The organism is Nonomuraea sp. ATR24, assembly GCF_041950485.1.
GTDB lineage: Bacteria > Actinomycetota > Actinomycetes > Streptosporangiales > Streptosporangiaceae > Nonomuraea > Nonomuraea ceibae.
The window spans coordinates 1-15,343 of record NZ_JBGNUU010000008.1 but is presented as its reverse complement, the minus strand read 5'-3'; the positions used below and the strand labels follow the sequence as shown (position 1 = coordinate 15,343).

Genomic DNA, 15,343 nt, shown 5'->3' with positions numbered 1-15,343 from the left:
GACGGGGAGTCTCACTCTTTGTAGAGCTTCTCGGCGACCTCGCGCAGGCGGGTGGTGACGTGGTCGAGGCAGCGCAGCGTCTCGGTGTCGAGGTGCTCCATGATGCGCCGGTACTGCCGCAGCCCGACGTTGTTGATCTCCTCGACGAGCTTGGCGCCGGCCTCGGTGAGTTCGACGCGGCGTACGCGGCGGTCGTGGGGGTCCTCGTGGCGGCTGACGAGCCCGTGGGCGACGAGGCGGTCGACGAGGCCGGTGACGGTGGCGAGGGCGACGCCGAGGTGGTGAGCGAGGTCCTGGCCGGTGGCGGAGCCGTTGACGGCGACCAGCATGATCACCTTGAGCTGGCGCATGGTGAGGTTGGAGGTGAACAGGGGGGATTTGTGCTGGGCGAAGACTCGGCCGAGGCCGCGCTGGGTGTCGGAGATCCGCTGGATCAGGTCTTCGCGTTCGTCGTTCACATACACCTCTCGGTTCCTGAGAAGGTTATCAGGAAAGTCATGTAGGGCTAAATATTCGTATCAGGCGAAGTGTTAGTCTCGGGGCGAACTCTTGAAGGGGACACCTCCATGACCGCACTCGCCCGGTTGAGCCTTGCCAACCGCAGCCTTGTGATATTGATCGCGGTCGTGCTCAGCGCCTTCGGCGCGTTCACGATCCCGCAGCTGAAGCAGCAGTTGCTGCCGTCCTTGTCCTTTCCCGGCGCGTTCGTGGTGGCGCCGTATCCGGGTGCTTCTCCGGAGATCGTGGAGGAGCAGGTCACCGAGCCGCTGGAGGATGCGTTCCAGGGGCTGGCCGGGATGGAGTCGATGACGTCGACGTCGAAGGAGGGCCTGGCGCAGATCCAGGTGGCTTTCGCGTTCGGGACGGACATCGAGCAGTCGGTGAGCAAGATGCAGCAGGCGGTGAGCCGGGTGCAGAGCCGGCTGCCGGCTGATGTGGAGCCGCAGGTGGTGGCGGGTAACACCGATGACCTGCCGGTGCTGGTGCTGGCGGTGGGTGACGGCGGGGATCCGCGGGCGATGGCGGACAAGCTGCGTCAGGTGATGGTGCCGGAGCTGCAGGCGGTCGAGGGTGTGCGGGAGGCCGAGGTCACGGGTACGCGTGACGAGGTCGTGACGATCACGCCGGATGTGAAGAAGATGGCGCTGGCCGGGGTGTCGGCGGCGCAGATCCCCGAGGTGCTGCGGGCGAACGGGACGCCGATCCCGGCGGGCACGCTGGTCGATGACGGCAAGTCGCTGACGGTGCAGGTGGGGTCGCGGGTCGATTCGCTGGCGGAGCTGAAGGGGTTGTATCTGACGCCGGCTCAGCCGCAGGCGCAGCCGGGTCAGGTCCAGCAGGGACAGCAGGGTCAGGCGCGTCCTGGTCAAGGTCAGCCGCAGGCCCAGCAGCAGGCACGGCAGGGTCAGCCGCAGGCGGTGGCGCAGCCCCGGCCGTTGAAGCCGGTGCGGCTGGGTGATGTGGCGACGGTGGAGCGCGGCCTGGCCGACGCGACGACGATCACGCGTACGGACGGCAAGACGAGCCTGGGCGTGTCGGTGACGATGACGCCGGACGGCAACGCGGTGGCGATCTCGCACGAGGTGCGGGAGAAGCTGCCGGAGCTGACGCGGGCGCTGGGTGACAGTTCGGACACCGCGGTGGAGGTGGTGTTCGATCAGGCTCCGTACGTGGAGGAGTCGATCGAGAACCTGACGACCGAGGGCGTGCTGGGCCTGGTGTTCGCGGTGCTGGTCATCCTGGTGTTCCTGTTGTCGGTGCGTTCGACGCTGGTGACGGCGGTGTCGATCCCGCTGTCGGTGGTGATCGCGCTGCTGGTGCTGTGGGCGGGTGATTACTCGCTGAACATGCTGACGCTGGGCGCGTTGACGATCGCGGTGGGCCGGGTGGTCGACGACTCGATCGTGGTGCTGGAGAACATCAAGCGTCATCTGGGTTATGGGGAGGCGAAGCTGTCGGCGATCCTCGCGGGTGTGCGCGAGGTGGCGGGGGCGGTGACGGCCTCGACGTTGACGACGGTGGCGGTGTTCGTGCCGATCGCGGTCGTGGGCGGCATGGTGGGTGAGTTGTTCAGCCCGTTCGCGATCACGGTGTCGGTGGCGTTGCTGGCGTCGCTGGTGGTGTCGCTGACGGTGGTGCCGGTGCTGGCGTTCTGGTTCCTGAAGGCGCCGTCGTTGTCTCCTGAGGAGGCGCGTAAGCAGCGTGAGGTGGCCGAGGCCAAGGAGCGGCGCAGCCTGTTGCAGCGGGCGTATCTGCCGGTGTTGCGGTTCGCGACGCGGTTCAAGCTGGTGACGGTGCTGATCGGTGTGGCGGTGTTCGTCGGCACGATGGGGCTGGCGGGTGGTCTGCAGACGAACTTCCTGGATTCGTCGGGGCAGAATTCGGTGTCGTTGAGCCAGCGGATGCCGGTGGGCACGGATCTCAGGACGACGGACGAGGCCGCGGCGAAGGTGGAGGACGTGCTCTCCGGTCTGGAGGGTGTGGAGTCGTACCAGGTGACCGTGGGTGGCGGCAACGCGATGATGGGCGGGGCCGGGGGTGGCGCGGATCGGGCGTCGTACTCGGTGACGCTGGCCGAGGGCGTGGACGCGCCGGCGGTGGAGCAGGCGTTGCGTGAGCGGCTGGCGTCGGTGTCGGGGATCGGTGAGGTGACGGTCGGCGCCGCGGGTGCGGGGGGTTTCTCCTCCGACGGGGTCGAGGTGATCGTGCGGGCGCCGGACGAGCAGGCGTTGCGGTCGGCGGCGGACGCGGTGGCGTCGGCGATGGGTGAGGTCGCGGGTCTGCGTGATGTGTCGTCGAACCTGGAGTCGTCGGCGCCTCGGATCGAGGTGCGGGTGGACCGTGAGGAGGCGGCCGAGCGTGGTCTGTCGGAGGCGGCGGTGGGTCAGGCGGTGGCGCAGGCGTTCCGGGGCGCGCCGCTGGGTCAGCTGACGCTGGACGGGCGGGCGAGTGATCTGGTGCTGCGGGGCGGTGACGCGCCGGAGGACGTGAAGGCGGTGGAGGATCTGCGGTTGCCGACGGCGGCGGGTCTGGTGAAGCTGTCGTCGGTGGCCGAGGTGGAGCGGGTCGCGGGTCCGACGCAGGTGACGCGGATCGACGGTGAGCGGTCGGCGACGGTGTCGGCGAAGGCGACGGCTACTGATCTGGGCAGTGTGACGCAGGCGTTGACGGAGAAGCTGGACGGTCTGGGGTTGTCGGCGGGTGCGTCGTACGAGATCGGGGGCGCGTCGGCGGATCAGCAGGAGGCGTTCGCGGATCTGGGGCTGGCGATGCTGGCGGCGATCGCGATCGTGTTCATGATCATGGTGGCGACGTTCCGGAGTTTCGTGCAGCCGTTGATCCTGCTGGTGTCGGTGCCGTTCGCGGCGACGGGCGCGGTGGGGTTGCTGGTGGCGACGGACACGGCGATGGGTGTGCCGGCGTTGATCGGCATGTTGATGCTGATCGGCATCGTGGTGACGAACGCGATCGTGCTCATCGACCTGATCAACCAGTATCGGGATCAGGGGATGGGTGTGGTGGAGGCGGTCATCGAGGGCGGCCGGCAGCGGTTGCGGCCGATCCTGATGACGGCGGTGGCGACGATCTGCGCGTTGACGCCGATGGCGTTGGGTGTGACGGGGTCGGGCGGGTTCATCTCGCAGCCGCTGGCGATCGTGGTGATCGGCGGGCTGGTGACGTCGACGTTGCTGACGCTGGTGCTGGTGCCGACGCTGTACACGATGGTGGAGCGGGCCAAGGAGCGGTTGCGGCGCTCGCCGCAGGAGCCTAAGGCGGGCAAGGTGCTGGAGCCGGCCTGACCTGCTGGCCTGGGCCGGTGGTGTGTGGCGGGCGTCTTCCCTGGGGTGGGGAGGCGCCCGCCGGCGTTGGGCGGGGGGTGGGGTGCGGGGCGGGGGGTGGTGAATACACTTGTCCAACGTGACTTCGAAGCCTCGTATCCCTGATGTTCTCGCCGCTCGTTACGCTTCGCCGGAGCTGGCGCGCCTGTGGTCTCCCGAGTACAAGGTGGTGGCGGAGCGGCGGCTGTGGCTGGCGGTGCTGCGGGCTCAGGCGGAGCTGGGGGTGGCGGTTCCGGAGGGGGCGCTCGATGATTACGAGAAGGTCGTCGAGCGGGTGGATCTGGAGTCGATCGCGGCGCGGGAGCGGGTGACGCGCCACGACGTGAAGGCGCGGATCGAGGAGTTCAACGCGCTGGCCGGGCACGAGCAGGTGCACAAGGGCATGACGTCGCGTGATCTGACGGAGAACGTGGAGCAGTTGCAGGTGCGCGACAGCCTGCTGCTGGTGCGTGATCGGGTGGTGGCGTTGCTGGCGCGGCTGGCGGAGCTGGCGGCCGGGCATGAGGCGACGGTGATGGCGGGGCGTTCGCACAATGTGGCGGCGCAGGCGACGACGCTGGGCAAGCGGTTCGCGTCGGCGGCCGATGAGCTGCTGGTGGCGTATCGGCGGCTGGAGGAGCTGCTGGCGCGTTATCCGCTGCGGGGGATCAAGGGGCCGGTGGGGACGGCTCAGGACATGCTGGATCTGCTGGGCGGTGACGAGGGGGCGCTGGCGGAGCTGGAGGGCCGGGTGGCGGCTCATCTGGGGTTCGCGCACCGGTTCACGAGTGTGGGGCAGGTCTATCCGCGGTCGCTGGACTTCGAGGTGGTGACGGCGCTGGTGCAGCTGGCGGCGGCGCCGTCGTCGCTGGCCAAGACGATCCGGTTGATGGCCGGGCACGAGCTGGTGACGGAGGGGTTCAAGGAGGGGCAGGTGGGCTCCTCGGCGATGCCGCACAAGATGAACACGCGCTCGTGTGAGCGGGTGAACGGGCTGACGGTGGTGTTGCGGGGTTACGCCTCGATGGTGGGTGAGCTGGCGGGTGACCAGTGGAACGAGGGGGACGTGTCGTGTTCGGTGGTGCGCCGGGTGGCGTTGCCGGATGCGTTCTTCGCCTTCGACGGGCTGGTGGAGACGATGTTGACGGTGCTGGAGGAGTTCGGCGCGTTCCCGGCGGTGGTGTCGGCGGAGCTGGATCGGTATCTGCCGTTCCTGGCGACGACGAAGATGCTGATGGCGGCGGTGCGTGCGGGGGTGGGGCGTGAGCAGGCGCATGAGCTGATCAAGGAGCATGCGGTGGCGTCGGCGCTGGCGATGCGGTCGCGGGGGGCGGCCAATGAGCTGCTGGATCGGCTGGGGGCTGATGAGCGGTTCCCGTTGGATCGGGCGGCGCTGGAGGGGTTGCTGGCGGATCGGGTGTCGTTCACGGGGGCGGCGGCGGGTCAGGTGGCGTCGGTGGTGCGGCAGGTGGGTGAGGTGGTGGCGGCTCGTCCGGAGGCGGCGGCTTATCGGCCGGGCGCGATCCTGTGACGTCGGTGTCGCCGGCTTTCGTGCGCGGGGGTGTGCGGGAGCTGGGGTCGCCGGCTGAGGTGCGTGCGGCGTGCGGGGATGACGATCTGCTGGTGTGGGCGGCTCAGCGGCTGGAGGGCGGGGCTCGGGCGTGGGCTCTGGGTGATGCGGTGGTGGCGTCGGCTCCGGCGATCTCGCGGCGGGACCGGCTGGTGGTGTGGGCGGGTCCGGGGCCGGCGTCTTCGGTGGCGGCGGTGCGGCTGGTGCGGTTCGCGCTGGCCGAGCTGGGGCCGTCCTATCGTCCGCTGGGTGAGCGGGAACTGGTGTCGCGGGTGGTGGCGGAGCTGGACGGGGTGGAGGTGTCGGGGGCGTTCTCGTGGATGAGCCTGCCCGGCGGCCCGGTCCCGTACGACGACGCGGGTGGCCCGGAGGTGGGCTGGCTGGGGGGCGCGGCGGAGGGTGAGGTGGCGGCGCTGCTGGCCGGGCACGCGCCCGACTCGTACGCGGTGCCGGGTGTGGCCGGGGTGCGGCGGTGGGCGGGGGTGCGGATCGGCGGGGAGCTGGCGGCGGTGGCGGCCGATGCGTGGTCGGCGCCGTCGGTGGGGCTGCTGGCGGGGGTGGCGACGGTGGCGAGCCGGCGCGGGCGGGGGCTGGCCGAGCGGGTGTGCCGGTGGGTGTCGCGGGAGCTGGTGGCCGAGCACGGGCGGGCGGCGCTGATGGTGGACGACGACAACGCGGCGGCTCTGTCGGTGTACGGGCGGATCGGGTACGTGCGCCGCCCGGTGCTGGCCGCCCACGTGGCTGCCTGAACCCTCCGGGGTGCGGTCCGGGTCGAAAATTAATTCGGGTGAGGTTGCGGGTGGCGTCAGGCACAGTGGACGCGTGATGACCGATTTTGTGCCTGGTATCGAATTGTCCCGTGCCTTCTATCGGGAGGCGGTGGCGCCGCTGCTGGCGGGTGTGCGGCACAGTGCGGCGCTGGTGGGGCCCGGGTCGGAGGTGCTGGCCTTCGACACGGGCCGTTCGGCTGATCATGATTGGGGGCCTCGGGTGCTGGTGTTCGTGCCCGAGGGGCTGGTGGGTGAGGTGGAGGCGGCGGTGACGCGCCGGCTGCCGGAGTGTTTCGGCGGGTTTCCCACGGTGTTCGACTATCACGGTGAGGTGCGGCCGGGGGTGGTGGTGGCGGATCTGGGGGAGTGGCTGCGGGGGCAGCTCGGGTTCGATCCGCGTGGCGGGGTGTCGGTGCTGGACTGGCTGTCTGTGCCGTGGCAGCGGCTGGCGGAGGTGACGTGCGGTGAGGTGTTCCACGACGGCCTGCCCTCCGGCGGGCCGGGTGGCGGGCGGCCGGATGGCGGGCGGCCGGATGAAGGCGGGCTGGAGGCGGTGCGGCGGACGCTGCGCTGGTATCCGCGTGACGTGTGGCGCTACGTGCTGGCCTGCCAGTGGCGGCGCATCGCGCAGGAGGAGGCGTTCCCCGGCCGGTGCGGCGAGGTCGGCGACGAGCTGGGATCGGCGGTCGTGGGGGCGCGGCTGGCGCGGGAGGTGATGCGGCTGGCGCTGCTGCTGCGCCGCCGCTATCCCCCGTACGCCAAATGGCTCGGCAGCGCCCTGGCGCGGCTGCCCGGGTCGGTGGAGCTGGGCGAGTCGCTGGGGGCGGCGCTGGCGGCGCGGTCGTGGCGGGAGCGGCAGGAGGGCCTGTCGTCGGCGTATTCGCGGCTGGCGGCGCTGCAGAACCGGGCGGGGCTGGCGGTGCGGCTGGACGAGCGGGTGCGGGCCTTCCATGATCGGCCGTTCGAGGTGATCGGGGGTGACCGGTTCGCCGAGGCGCTGCTGGGTCAGGTGGCCGATCCGGTGGTCAGGGCGCTGCCCTTGACGGGGTGCGTCGACCAGTTGTCGGATTCGACGGATCTGCTGATGGCGCCGGGGCGGGCGCGGGCGGTGACGGCGGCCGCGCTCGGCCTGGGCGCCTGAGGCTCCCGTAGCCCTGTCCGGTGCGCCGGTCAGGGGGCGAGGGTGGCGGCGAGCTCCTCGGTGCGGGCGCGCCAGGCGGGCAGCGTGGCGCGCAGGGCGGCGGCCTGGCCGGTGCCGGTGAGGACGAGGCGGGCGCCGTGGCCGGTGCCTTCGGCCAGTTCCCAGCGGATGACGCCGCCGGCGCTCTCGTACTCGCTCTCGCTGTCGTGCTCGAGCTCGTATTCGAGGAGTTTGCCGGGCTCGACGCGGGTGACGGGGCCGGCGGGGACGCCGCCGGCGGTGAACGGGGCGGGCGGCGGCGCGCCGGGGGTGGCCCGGCCGCCGTCGAGGGCGGCCCACACGTCGGCGGCCGGGCGGGTGAGCTGGCGTTCGATCCGCAGGACGGCGCCGCCGTCGCCGGTCTCTTCCACGGTGCCGGGGACGAGGCCGAGGATGGCGACGTAGTCCTCGTGCAGGCGGCCGGGGGCGGGCGGGGTGAAGGGGCGGCCGTCGAGGTGGGCGGCGAGCGCGGCGGCGCAGGTGTGCCAGCCGGAGGCGAAGCTCGCGGCGCCGAAGCGGTCGCCGAAGGTGTGGGTGAGTTCCAGGACGCAGCCGTCGCCGTCGGGGTGGATCTCCCAGCGGAGCTCGTCCTCCCCCCAGGTGTGGGCGAACACGTGGGGCGGGCGCAGCTCGACGACGCGCCCGTCGGGGCCGAAGCCGTAGCTGACGCGGTCGCCGTCGATGCTCATCTCGGCCGGGAACCAGTGCCGCAGGTGGGCGGGCTCGGTGATGGCGCGCCACACCTTGGCGGGCGGGTGGGGCAGGCGGCGTTGCATGCGTAGTTCGGTGCGGCCGTCGGGGCGGGTGGTCAGGTGCTCGTTCACGGCTCCTCCGGAGGGTCGTCGGGCATGGTGTCCAGGTGGTGTTCGAGCCGGTCGAGGCTGCCGGCCCACAGTCGCCGGTAGGGGGTGAGCCAGGCGTCGATCTCGGCCAGCGGCTGGGGGCGCAGCTCGTACCAGCGGCGCTGGGCGTCCTTGCGGACGGTGACGAGGCCGGCCTGGCGCAGGGCGCGCAGGTGCTTGGAGGTGCCGGGCTGGGTGAGGCCGAGGCGCTGGGTGAGCTCGCCGACCAGGCGCGGGCGCTCCAGCAGCAGGTCGAGGATCTGCCGCCGGGCCGGTTCCGCCAGAACGTCGAAACGCATGCTTCATACTCTACCGGTTATATACCGGGATGGGAATGTATCAGGGGGAGTGCCGGTCCGCGTTCGCCGCGATCGCCTCCCGCACGTACCCCGCCAGCCCCGGCGTCACCTCGTCGTAGGCCGCCGTGAACCGCGGATCCGACACGTACAGCTCACCCAGGCACCGGTGGATGTCGTACGTGCACGTGTAGAACCACCGGCAGATGTGCAGCCGATGCCGCTCGGCCAGATCCATCGCCCGCACCCCGCCCGCCGGCAGCCCGCCGGTGAACGCCGCCGCCAGCTCCACGCCGATCGCCTCCGCCTCCGCCTTCAGCTCCACCCAGTCGCCCTTGGTGTAGGAGGCCACGCGGCGGCGGCTCTCGGCGTAGGCGTCGGTGCCGCCCCAGCGCCGCTCCACCTCCGCCTCATGGTCCTCCGGCCGGAACCGGCCGAACACCTCCAGCCGCTCCCGCGGCGTCAGCGCGATCCCGAGGGAACGCGCCTCGATCGCCCGCTCCACCGCCGCGATCACCTCCCGCAGCCGCTCCGACTTGCGCGACAGCAGCTCGTGCTGGCGGCGCAACTGCGTCACCTCGTCCACCTGCGGATCGTCGAGGATGACGGCGATCTCCTCCAGCGGAAAGCCCAGCTCCCGGTAGAGCAGCACCTGCTGCAGCCGCACCAGGTCGTCGTCGGTGTAGCGCCGGTAGCCCGCCGCCGTGCGCTCACCCGGGCACAACAACCCGATCTCGTCGTAGTGGTGCAGGGTGCGCACGGTCACCCCCGCGAGCCGGGACACCTGGCCGACAGACAGACTCATGCCCTCCAGCATGAACCCTCACGTGGCGTGAGAGGCAAGTGGACTCTCCCCCCGCCGGAGAGTCCATGCTGGGGGACGTGGACGAGGACCTGCTGCCGATCGGGCAGTTCGCCCGGCTCAGCCGCCTGAGCGTCAAGCAACTGCGGCACTACGACGAGCTGGGCCTGCTGGAGCCGGCATACGTGGACGGCGACACCGGCTACCGCTACTACCGGCCGTCGCAGGCGCGCACCGCGCTGTCGATCGGGCTGCTGCGCTCGCTCGACGTGCCGCTGCCCGCCGTGGGCGAGGTGCTGGCCGGCCGGCCCGGCGCCCTGGAGTCGGTACGGGACGCCCTGGAGAGCGAGCTGGCCCGCAGACGCCAGGCCCTGGCGGCGCTGGAACGCGTCATGGCCGAAGGGCTGCCCGAGCCGCCGGTGCGGGTCGTCGAGGAGCCCGCGCACCGGGCCGCCGTGGTGCGCGAGCCCGCCGACGGCCCTGAGGGCATCGGCGCCGCCACCTCGGCCGCCGTCGCCCGCCTCATGGCCGCCCGCCACGCGAGCGGCCCGTCCGGTGGGCCAGGTGGTGGGCCAGGTGGTGGGCCAGGTGGTGGGCAGGTGCGGCTGATCGGCCTGTTCCCCGCCGACCTCGGCGACGTCGTCGACGTGGCCGTCGCGCTCGTCCTGGACCCCGGCGACCCCTGGGAGGAACCCCCCGCCGGGGTGCGCACCGAGGTGCTGCCCGGCGGCACGTTCGCCATGGCCACCCACGTCGGCCCGTACGGGCAGATCGCCCTCACCGCGCACGCCGTGCTCGCCTGGTGCGCCGAACGGCGGCTGCGGGCCCGCGGCCCGATCCGCGAAGTGTACGTCTCCGACCCGGCGGTGACGCCGCCGGAGCGGCTCGTCACCCATCTGATGATCGCCCTGCAGGAGGAACGATGAACGACACCCCCGAACGCGTCACCCTCGGCCCGCTCGTCTGCCTGAGCGTCACCGGGCTCGGCGAGCCCGGCGGCAGCGAGCACACCACCGCGATCGGCGCCCTGTACGCGGTCGCCGCCGGCCTGGGCGGCCCCGCCGGCCCGCTGGAAGGACTGTGGTGGGCCGAGGACGAACGGCCACCGCTGCAGGTGCCGCGCGAACTGTGGCGCTGGCACCTGCTGCTGCCCCTGCCCGGCATGCCGGAGCCGGGACTGCTGGAGAGCGCCCGCGAACAGGCCCGCCCCTCCGGCGCCGCCGTCGACCGGGTGCGCGTGAGCGTGCACACCGAGGGGGAGTGCGTGCAGCTGACGCACGAGGGCCCCTTCAGCGAGGAGCACCGCACGCTGGCCGTCATGGACGCCTACATGACCGCCCACCACCTGGTGCCCAACGGCCCCCACCACGAGATCTACCTGACGCCGCTGGACGACCCCCGGCCCCGCACCCTGCTGCGCCAGCCGGTCCGCAAGGACAGCCCCCTGTGACGGAAGCGCCCCGCGGGCCTCACCGCTCGCGGGGCTCGCGCAGCAGCGGGTGGGCGCGCATCGCCACCTCCAGCTCGCCCGGCAGCTCGTCACGGTAGCGGCCCAGCGTGGACAGGTCACTGTGCCCCAGCACCCGCCGCACCGCGTCCATGTCGACCGCGTCGGCCAGCAGATGCGTCGCCGTGGTGTGCCGCAGCCCGTGCGGCGTCACCGACCGCGCCCGGTCCGGGTCGACCTGCCGCCGCACCCGGTCGATCACCGCCTGCACGTCGCCACGCGCCAGCCGCCGCCCCCGCCACGACAGCAGCAGCGCCTTGTCGGCCGACTCCGGCCGCCCCCGCTCCAGATAGACCTCCAGCACGTGCGCCACGTCACGGGGGAGCGGCACGTCCCGGGTGCGGCCGCCCTTGCCGAAGATCCGCCAGTAACGCACCCCGTCGTTGGTGAAGAAATCCTCCACGTTGGCGCCCACCAGCTCCGACACGCGTGGCCCCAGCGTCGTCAGCAGCAGCACGATCAGCGCGTCACGCACCTCCGTGCGCTGATCACGCCGCCGGCCCGGCCGGGGCGCCGCCTCGCCCAGCTCCCGCGCCGCCCCGATCAGCCCCTGCGCCTGCTCACGCGTCAATGCCCGCCGCTCGGGCCGCAGCCCGCCCCGCTCGCGCGCCGTCACCGTCGCCGACGCCATCGGATCCAGCTGCACCCACCCGGCCCGCGCCGCGTGCTTGAACAACGCCGACACCGACCGGCGAAAGCGCGCCTGCGACGAGGCCGACTGGCGGGCTCCCGGCTCCGGCGCGCTGCGCCGCCCGTCAGGCTTGCGCGCGAACGCCAGCAGGATCGCGTCGACGTCCTCACCCGTCAGATCGTCGAGCACCGTCCGCGCGCCGGCCAGCTCCACCAGCGTCGCCACATCGCGCGCGTACACCTCCGCCGTCGAGGCCGAAAGCGCCCCCGTCAGCGTCCGCGCCCGCACCAGCTCCACATAGCGATCAGCCGCCTCCGCCACCGTGACCCGGTCGAGCTCCGCAGGCCGCACCGTCCCCCCTCACCCCTTCGGGAAAGATCCATCCAAGGAGAGACGGTAGCGGCCGCCACCGACGAAATCAGATGTCGCGGAACGTCTCGATCCGCGCCCCCAGCGCGTTCAGCCGCTCGGCCAGATCCTCGTAACCACGGTTGATCACGTACACGTTGCGCAGCACCGACGTGCCCTCGGCCGCCATCATCGCCAGCAGCACCACCACCGCCGGCCGCAGCGCCGGCGGGCACATCATCTCCGCCGACCGCCACCGCGTCGGCCCCTCCACCAGCACCCGGTGCGGGTCCAGCAGCTTGACCGACGCGCCCAGCCGCGTCAGCTCCGTCAGGTAGATCGCCCGGTTGTCGTAGACCCAGTCGTGGATGAGCGTCGAACCCTGCGCCGAGGCGGCGATCGCCGCGAAGAACGGCACGTTGTCGATGTTCAGCCCCGGGAAAGGCATCGGGTGGATCTTGTCGATGGGGGAGACGAGCTTGGACGGCCGCACCGTCAGATCCACCAGCCGGGTGCGGCCGTTGGCCGCCGGGTACTCCGCCCCCCGGTCGTGGTCGAGCCCCATCTCCTCCAGGACCGCCAGCTCGATCTCCAGGAACTCCACCGGCACCCGGCAGATCGTCAGCTCCGACGACGTCACCACCGCCGCCGCCAGCAGGCTCATCGCCTCGACCGGGTCCTCCGACGGCGAGTAGTCGACGTCACGCTCGATCGAGGCGACCCCGTGCACCGTCAGCGTCGTCGTGCCGATGCCCTCGACCCGCACGCCGAGCTGCTCCAGGAAGAAGCACAGATCCTGCACCATGTAGTTGGACGAGGCGTTGCGGATCACCGTCACCCCGTCGTGCCGCGCCGCCGCCAGCAGCGCGTTCTCCGTGACCGTGTCGCCGCGCTCGGTCAGCACGATCGCCCGCGACGGCGACACCCCCCGGTCCACCCGCGCGTGGTAGAAGCCGCCGGTCGCGGTGATGTCGAGGCCGAAGTGCCGCAGCGCCGACATGTGCGGCTGCACCGTGCGCGTGCCCAGGTCGCAGCCGCCCGCGTACGGGATGCGGAACTGGTCGGTGCGGTGCATGAGCGGCCCGAGGAACATGATGACGCTGCGCGTGCGCCGCGCCGCCTCGGTGTCCATCGACTCCAGCTCCAGCCGGGCCGGAGGGACGATCTCCAGGTCGCTGCCCTCGTTGATCCACCGCGCCCGCACCCCGATCGAGGCGAGCACCTCCAGGATCCGGTAGACCTCCTCGATCCGCGCCACCTTGCGCAGGATGGTGCGGCCCGAGTTGAGCAGCGACGCGCACAGCAGCGCCACGCACGCGTTCTTGGACGTCTTCACCTCGATGCTGCCCGACAGGCGGCGCCCGCCCACGACCCGCAGATGCATCGGCCCCGCGTAGCCGAGCGACACGATCTCGCTGTCGAGCGCCTCGCCGATCCGCGCAATCATCTCAAGACTGATGTTCTGGTTGCCGCGCTCGATCCGGTTGACCGCGCTCTGGCTCGTCGCCAGCGCATCGGCCAGCTGCAGCTGTGTCCAACCACGATGCTGGCGAGCATCCCGGATCAGCCGGCCGATCCGCACAAGGTAATCGTCTGCCACAACCCCACAACCTATCTCACATATGAGATGCCCCCGGGAGCGACGTGCCGGACAGTTCACGATGAACCGCCAGATGCGGTGGTGTGCGGTCAGCCTTCCGCTTGTGCACGAAAGCCTCCCGCGCCTGCCGGAACCCCGACCTGTCGTCGAACATGTCCCGGCTCATCTCCGCCAGCTCCTCCACCCGGTAGGCCTCCAGCGGCCTGCGCCGCTCGTCGGCATCCCTGGCCGCCTGTTTGGCCGCCAGCAACCGTCCATACCCGGGATCGGCCGCGAGTCTCTCCGCGTACTCCAGCACCGACCGCTCGAACGCCTGCCGCGACCCCGCCATCGCCCGGTCGGCCAGCCCCAGCTCCACCGCCTCCCGCGCCCCGATCGGCAGCGCCTCACCCGTCAGCCGCGCCGCCTCCCGCGCACCCACCCGCCGCACCAGCGTGTACGTCCACAACTCGCTGCCGAACAGCCCCATCGTCCGGTAATGCGGATTGAGCACCACACCCTCACGCACGATCACCCGGTCGGCGCCCAGCCCCATCATCACCCCGCCCGCGCCCGCGTTGCCGCCCACCGACGTCACCACCAGCTGGCCCGTGCACCACACCAGCTCACGGCACACCTGGTTGATCGCGTTGATGTTCGTCCACGCCTCCAGCTCCGGATGCGGCGCCGCCTCGATCACGTTCAGATGGATGCCGTTGGAGAACACCTCACCACCACGCAGCACCAGCACCCGCGTGTCCTGCGCCGCCGCGTACCGCAACGCCGCCGCCAGCCGCCGGCACTGGTCGGTCGACATCGCCCCGTTGTAGAAGTCGAAGCTCACCACCCCGACCCCGTCGCCCCGGTCATAGGTGATCTCGCTGTAGCCCGGGCGCTCCTGCGCCTCCGCCACCCGCTCACCCAGCACCGACACCGCCGGCAGCTTGACCGCGCCCGGCTCCTCCGCGCGCAGATGCCCCACCCACACCGACCCGTCGCCGGTGTGCACGAGCACCGCCCCCTCACGCCGGCCCGCGACCGTCCCCGGAGTCCCCGCCAGCGCCGGACCCGGATACACGTCGAACACCCGCACCCGCATCCCGCACAGCTCCGCCAGGCCGCCCGGCGACCCGTCGGCCGCCCGCACCCGGCGCACCACCTCCGCCGTCGGCTCCGCCCACGACACCTCCCGGTCCGCCCGCCGCATCGCCGGCCGCAGCCTGCCCACGACCTCCGGCCGCGCGTAGTCCAGCGGCTCCGGCACGAACGCCGGGTCACCCGCCTTCGCCGCCACCTCCAGCACCAGCTCCACCGCCGCGTCCGCCACCGGCCCGTTGTACAGCGCCGACTTGCGCGGCGGCCCCGCCGGCACCGGGAATATCCGGTACGCCCAGATCGGGCCCGCGTCCATCTCCTCGACCGCCTGCAACGCCGTCACACCCCACTCGGCGGCCCCCTCGAGGATCGCCCAGTCCAGCGACGACGGCCCCCGGTCCCCGGGCGGACCCGGATGGATGATCACCGTCCGCTGCCCCCGCCACAGCTCGGCCGGCACCTTCTCCTTCAGGAACGGGCAGATCACCAGATCCGGCTTGGCCAGCTGGACGGCCTCCAGCATCACCTCCGGCGACAACGCCAGCTCCACGCTGACGTCATGACCGGCCCGGCGCAGCTCCAGCCAGGCACGCTGGGTCAGGCCGTTGAACGAGGAGCACAGCAGCAGGATGCGCAAGGGGGGATCCTCCGGACGATGTCGTTTTATGGCGGCCCCATATGGGACGTTCGTGCATCGATGCTGACATGGTCCGGCAAGCAATGATGACAAATCCCAGCAGAACACCACGATGGCGGAGGTGATTTCTACCCATATGTCGGGATTTTTCTTCGGTTGGAGGCCCAACCCCCACCCACCCCCGCTGACCGAAACCCCCCACCCTCCGTCCCGCACCCCGCACACACCGCCGCCGGGGGAGAGGGCAGCCCACCGCCACGATCACCCC

Annotated in this window: 13 protein-coding genes; 6 read left to right on the top strand and 7 right to left on the bottom strand. The window is 71.7% G+C overall.

Features of this window, described 5'->3' with window-relative positions; genetic code table 11:
• Nucleotides 1-11 precede the first annotated feature (11 nt).
• Nucleotides 12-458 carry a MarR family winged helix-turn-helix transcriptional regulator gene (locus ACBI99_RS21045; RefSeq protein ID WP_219517217.1) on the bottom strand — a complete coding sequence of 149 codons (447 nt, stop codon included), beginning with the start codon at nucleotides 456-458 and terminating at the stop codon, nucleotides 12-14.
• A 108-nt stretch (nucleotides 459-566) separates the two neighbouring features.
• Here ACBI99_RS21045 and ACBI99_RS21040 point away from each other — a divergent pair, with 108 nt between their 5' ends.
• From ACBI99_RS21040 to ACBI99_RS21025, 4 genes are all read left to right on the top strand, one after another.
• Nucleotides 567-3,800 (top strand): efflux RND transporter permease subunit, encoded by a 3,234-nt coding sequence (locus ACBI99_RS21040; RefSeq protein ID WP_375073155.1) that lies wholly within the window; start codon nucleotides 567-569, stop codon nucleotides 3,798-3,800.
• A 118-nt stretch (nucleotides 3,801-3,918) separates the two neighbouring features.
• Nucleotides 3,919-5,349, top strand: coding sequence for an adenylosuccinate lyase (gene purB, locus ACBI99_RS21035; protein ID WP_219519078.1), 1,431 nt, complete (start codon nucleotides 3,919-3,921; stop codon nucleotides 5,347-5,349).
• 149 nt (nucleotides 5,350-5,498) lie between these two features.
• Entirely contained in the window at nucleotides 5,499-6,137 is a 639-nt protein-coding gene (locus ACBI99_RS21030; RefSeq protein ID WP_375073154.1) for a GNAT family N-acetyltransferase, read from the top strand.
• Nucleotides 6,138-6,240: 103 nt separating this feature from the next.
• Complete coding sequence (locus tag ACBI99_RS21025; protein WP_375073153.1) at nucleotides 6,241-7,299, top strand: DUF4037 domain-containing protein; 1,059 nt, start codon at nucleotides 6,241-6,243, stop codon at nucleotides 7,297-7,299.
• A gap of 29 nt (nucleotides 7,300-7,328) precedes the next feature.
• Here the strand turns inward: ACBI99_RS21025 and ACBI99_RS21020 are convergent, their stop codons facing one another.
• From ACBI99_RS21020 to ACBI99_RS21010, 3 genes are read right to left on the bottom strand one after another with little or no spacing between them, the layout of a single operon-like run.
• Complete coding sequence (locus ACBI99_RS21020) at nucleotides 7,329-8,162, bottom strand: SRPBCC family protein (protein WP_308126250.1); 834 nt, start codon at nucleotides 8,160-8,162, stop codon at nucleotides 7,329-7,331.
• Nucleotides 8,159-8,479, bottom strand: a complete 321-nt coding sequence (locus ACBI99_RS21015; protein WP_219519086.1) for a helix-turn-helix transcriptional regulator — start codon at nucleotides 8,477-8,479, stop codon at nucleotides 8,159-8,161. Before ACBI99_RS21015 ends, ACBI99_RS21020 begins: the two co-directional genes overlap by 4 nt.
• Before the next feature lie 40 nt (nucleotides 8,480-8,519).
• Nucleotides 8,520-9,281 carry a MerR family transcriptional regulator gene (locus ACBI99_RS21010; RefSeq protein WP_357585039.1) on the bottom strand — a complete coding sequence of 254 codons (762 nt, stop codon included), beginning with the start codon at nucleotides 9,279-9,281 and terminating at the stop codon, nucleotides 8,520-8,522.
• Between the two features lie 65 nt (nucleotides 9,282-9,346).
• Here ACBI99_RS21010 and ACBI99_RS21005 point away from each other — a divergent pair, with 65 nt between their 5' ends.
• The gene (locus tag ACBI99_RS21005; RefSeq protein WP_375073152.1) at nucleotides 9,347-10,204 is read left to right on the top strand and encodes a MerR family transcriptional regulator; all 858 of its coding nucleotides are present in this window, start codon (nucleotides 9,347-9,349) and stop codon (nucleotides 10,202-10,204) included.
• Nucleotides 10,201-10,728 carry a GyrI-like domain-containing protein gene (locus ACBI99_RS21000; protein WP_219519095.1) on the top strand — a complete coding sequence of 176 codons (528 nt, stop codon included), beginning with the start codon at nucleotides 10,201-10,203 and terminating at the stop codon, nucleotides 10,726-10,728. Before ACBI99_RS21005 ends, ACBI99_RS21000 begins: the two co-directional genes overlap by 4 nt.
• Before the next feature lie 19 nt (nucleotides 10,729-10,747).
• Here ACBI99_RS21000 and ACBI99_RS20995 read toward each other — a convergent pair whose 3' ends face one another.
• From ACBI99_RS20995 to ACBI99_RS20985, 3 genes are all read right to left on the bottom strand, one after another.
• Complete coding sequence (locus tag ACBI99_RS20995; protein ID WP_219519098.1) at nucleotides 10,748-11,767, bottom strand: tyrosine-type recombinase/integrase; 1,020 nt, start codon at nucleotides 11,765-11,767, stop codon at nucleotides 10,748-10,750.
• 67 nt (nucleotides 11,768-11,834) lie between these two features.
• Nucleotides 11,835-13,364, bottom strand: coding sequence for a UDP-N-acetylglucosamine 1-carboxyvinyltransferase (locus ACBI99_RS20990; RefSeq protein WP_308126251.1), 1,530 nt, complete (start codon nucleotides 13,362-13,364; stop codon nucleotides 11,835-11,837).
• Nucleotides 13,365-13,380: 16 nt separating this feature from the next.
• Nucleotides 13,381-15,075: an enoyl-CoA hydratase-related protein gene (locus ACBI99_RS20985; protein ID WP_375073151.1), complete on the bottom strand. Its 1,695-nt coding sequence runs from the start codon at nucleotides 15,073-15,075 to the stop codon at nucleotides 13,381-13,383.
• Between the last annotated feature and the right edge of the window lie 268 nt (nucleotides 15,076-15,343).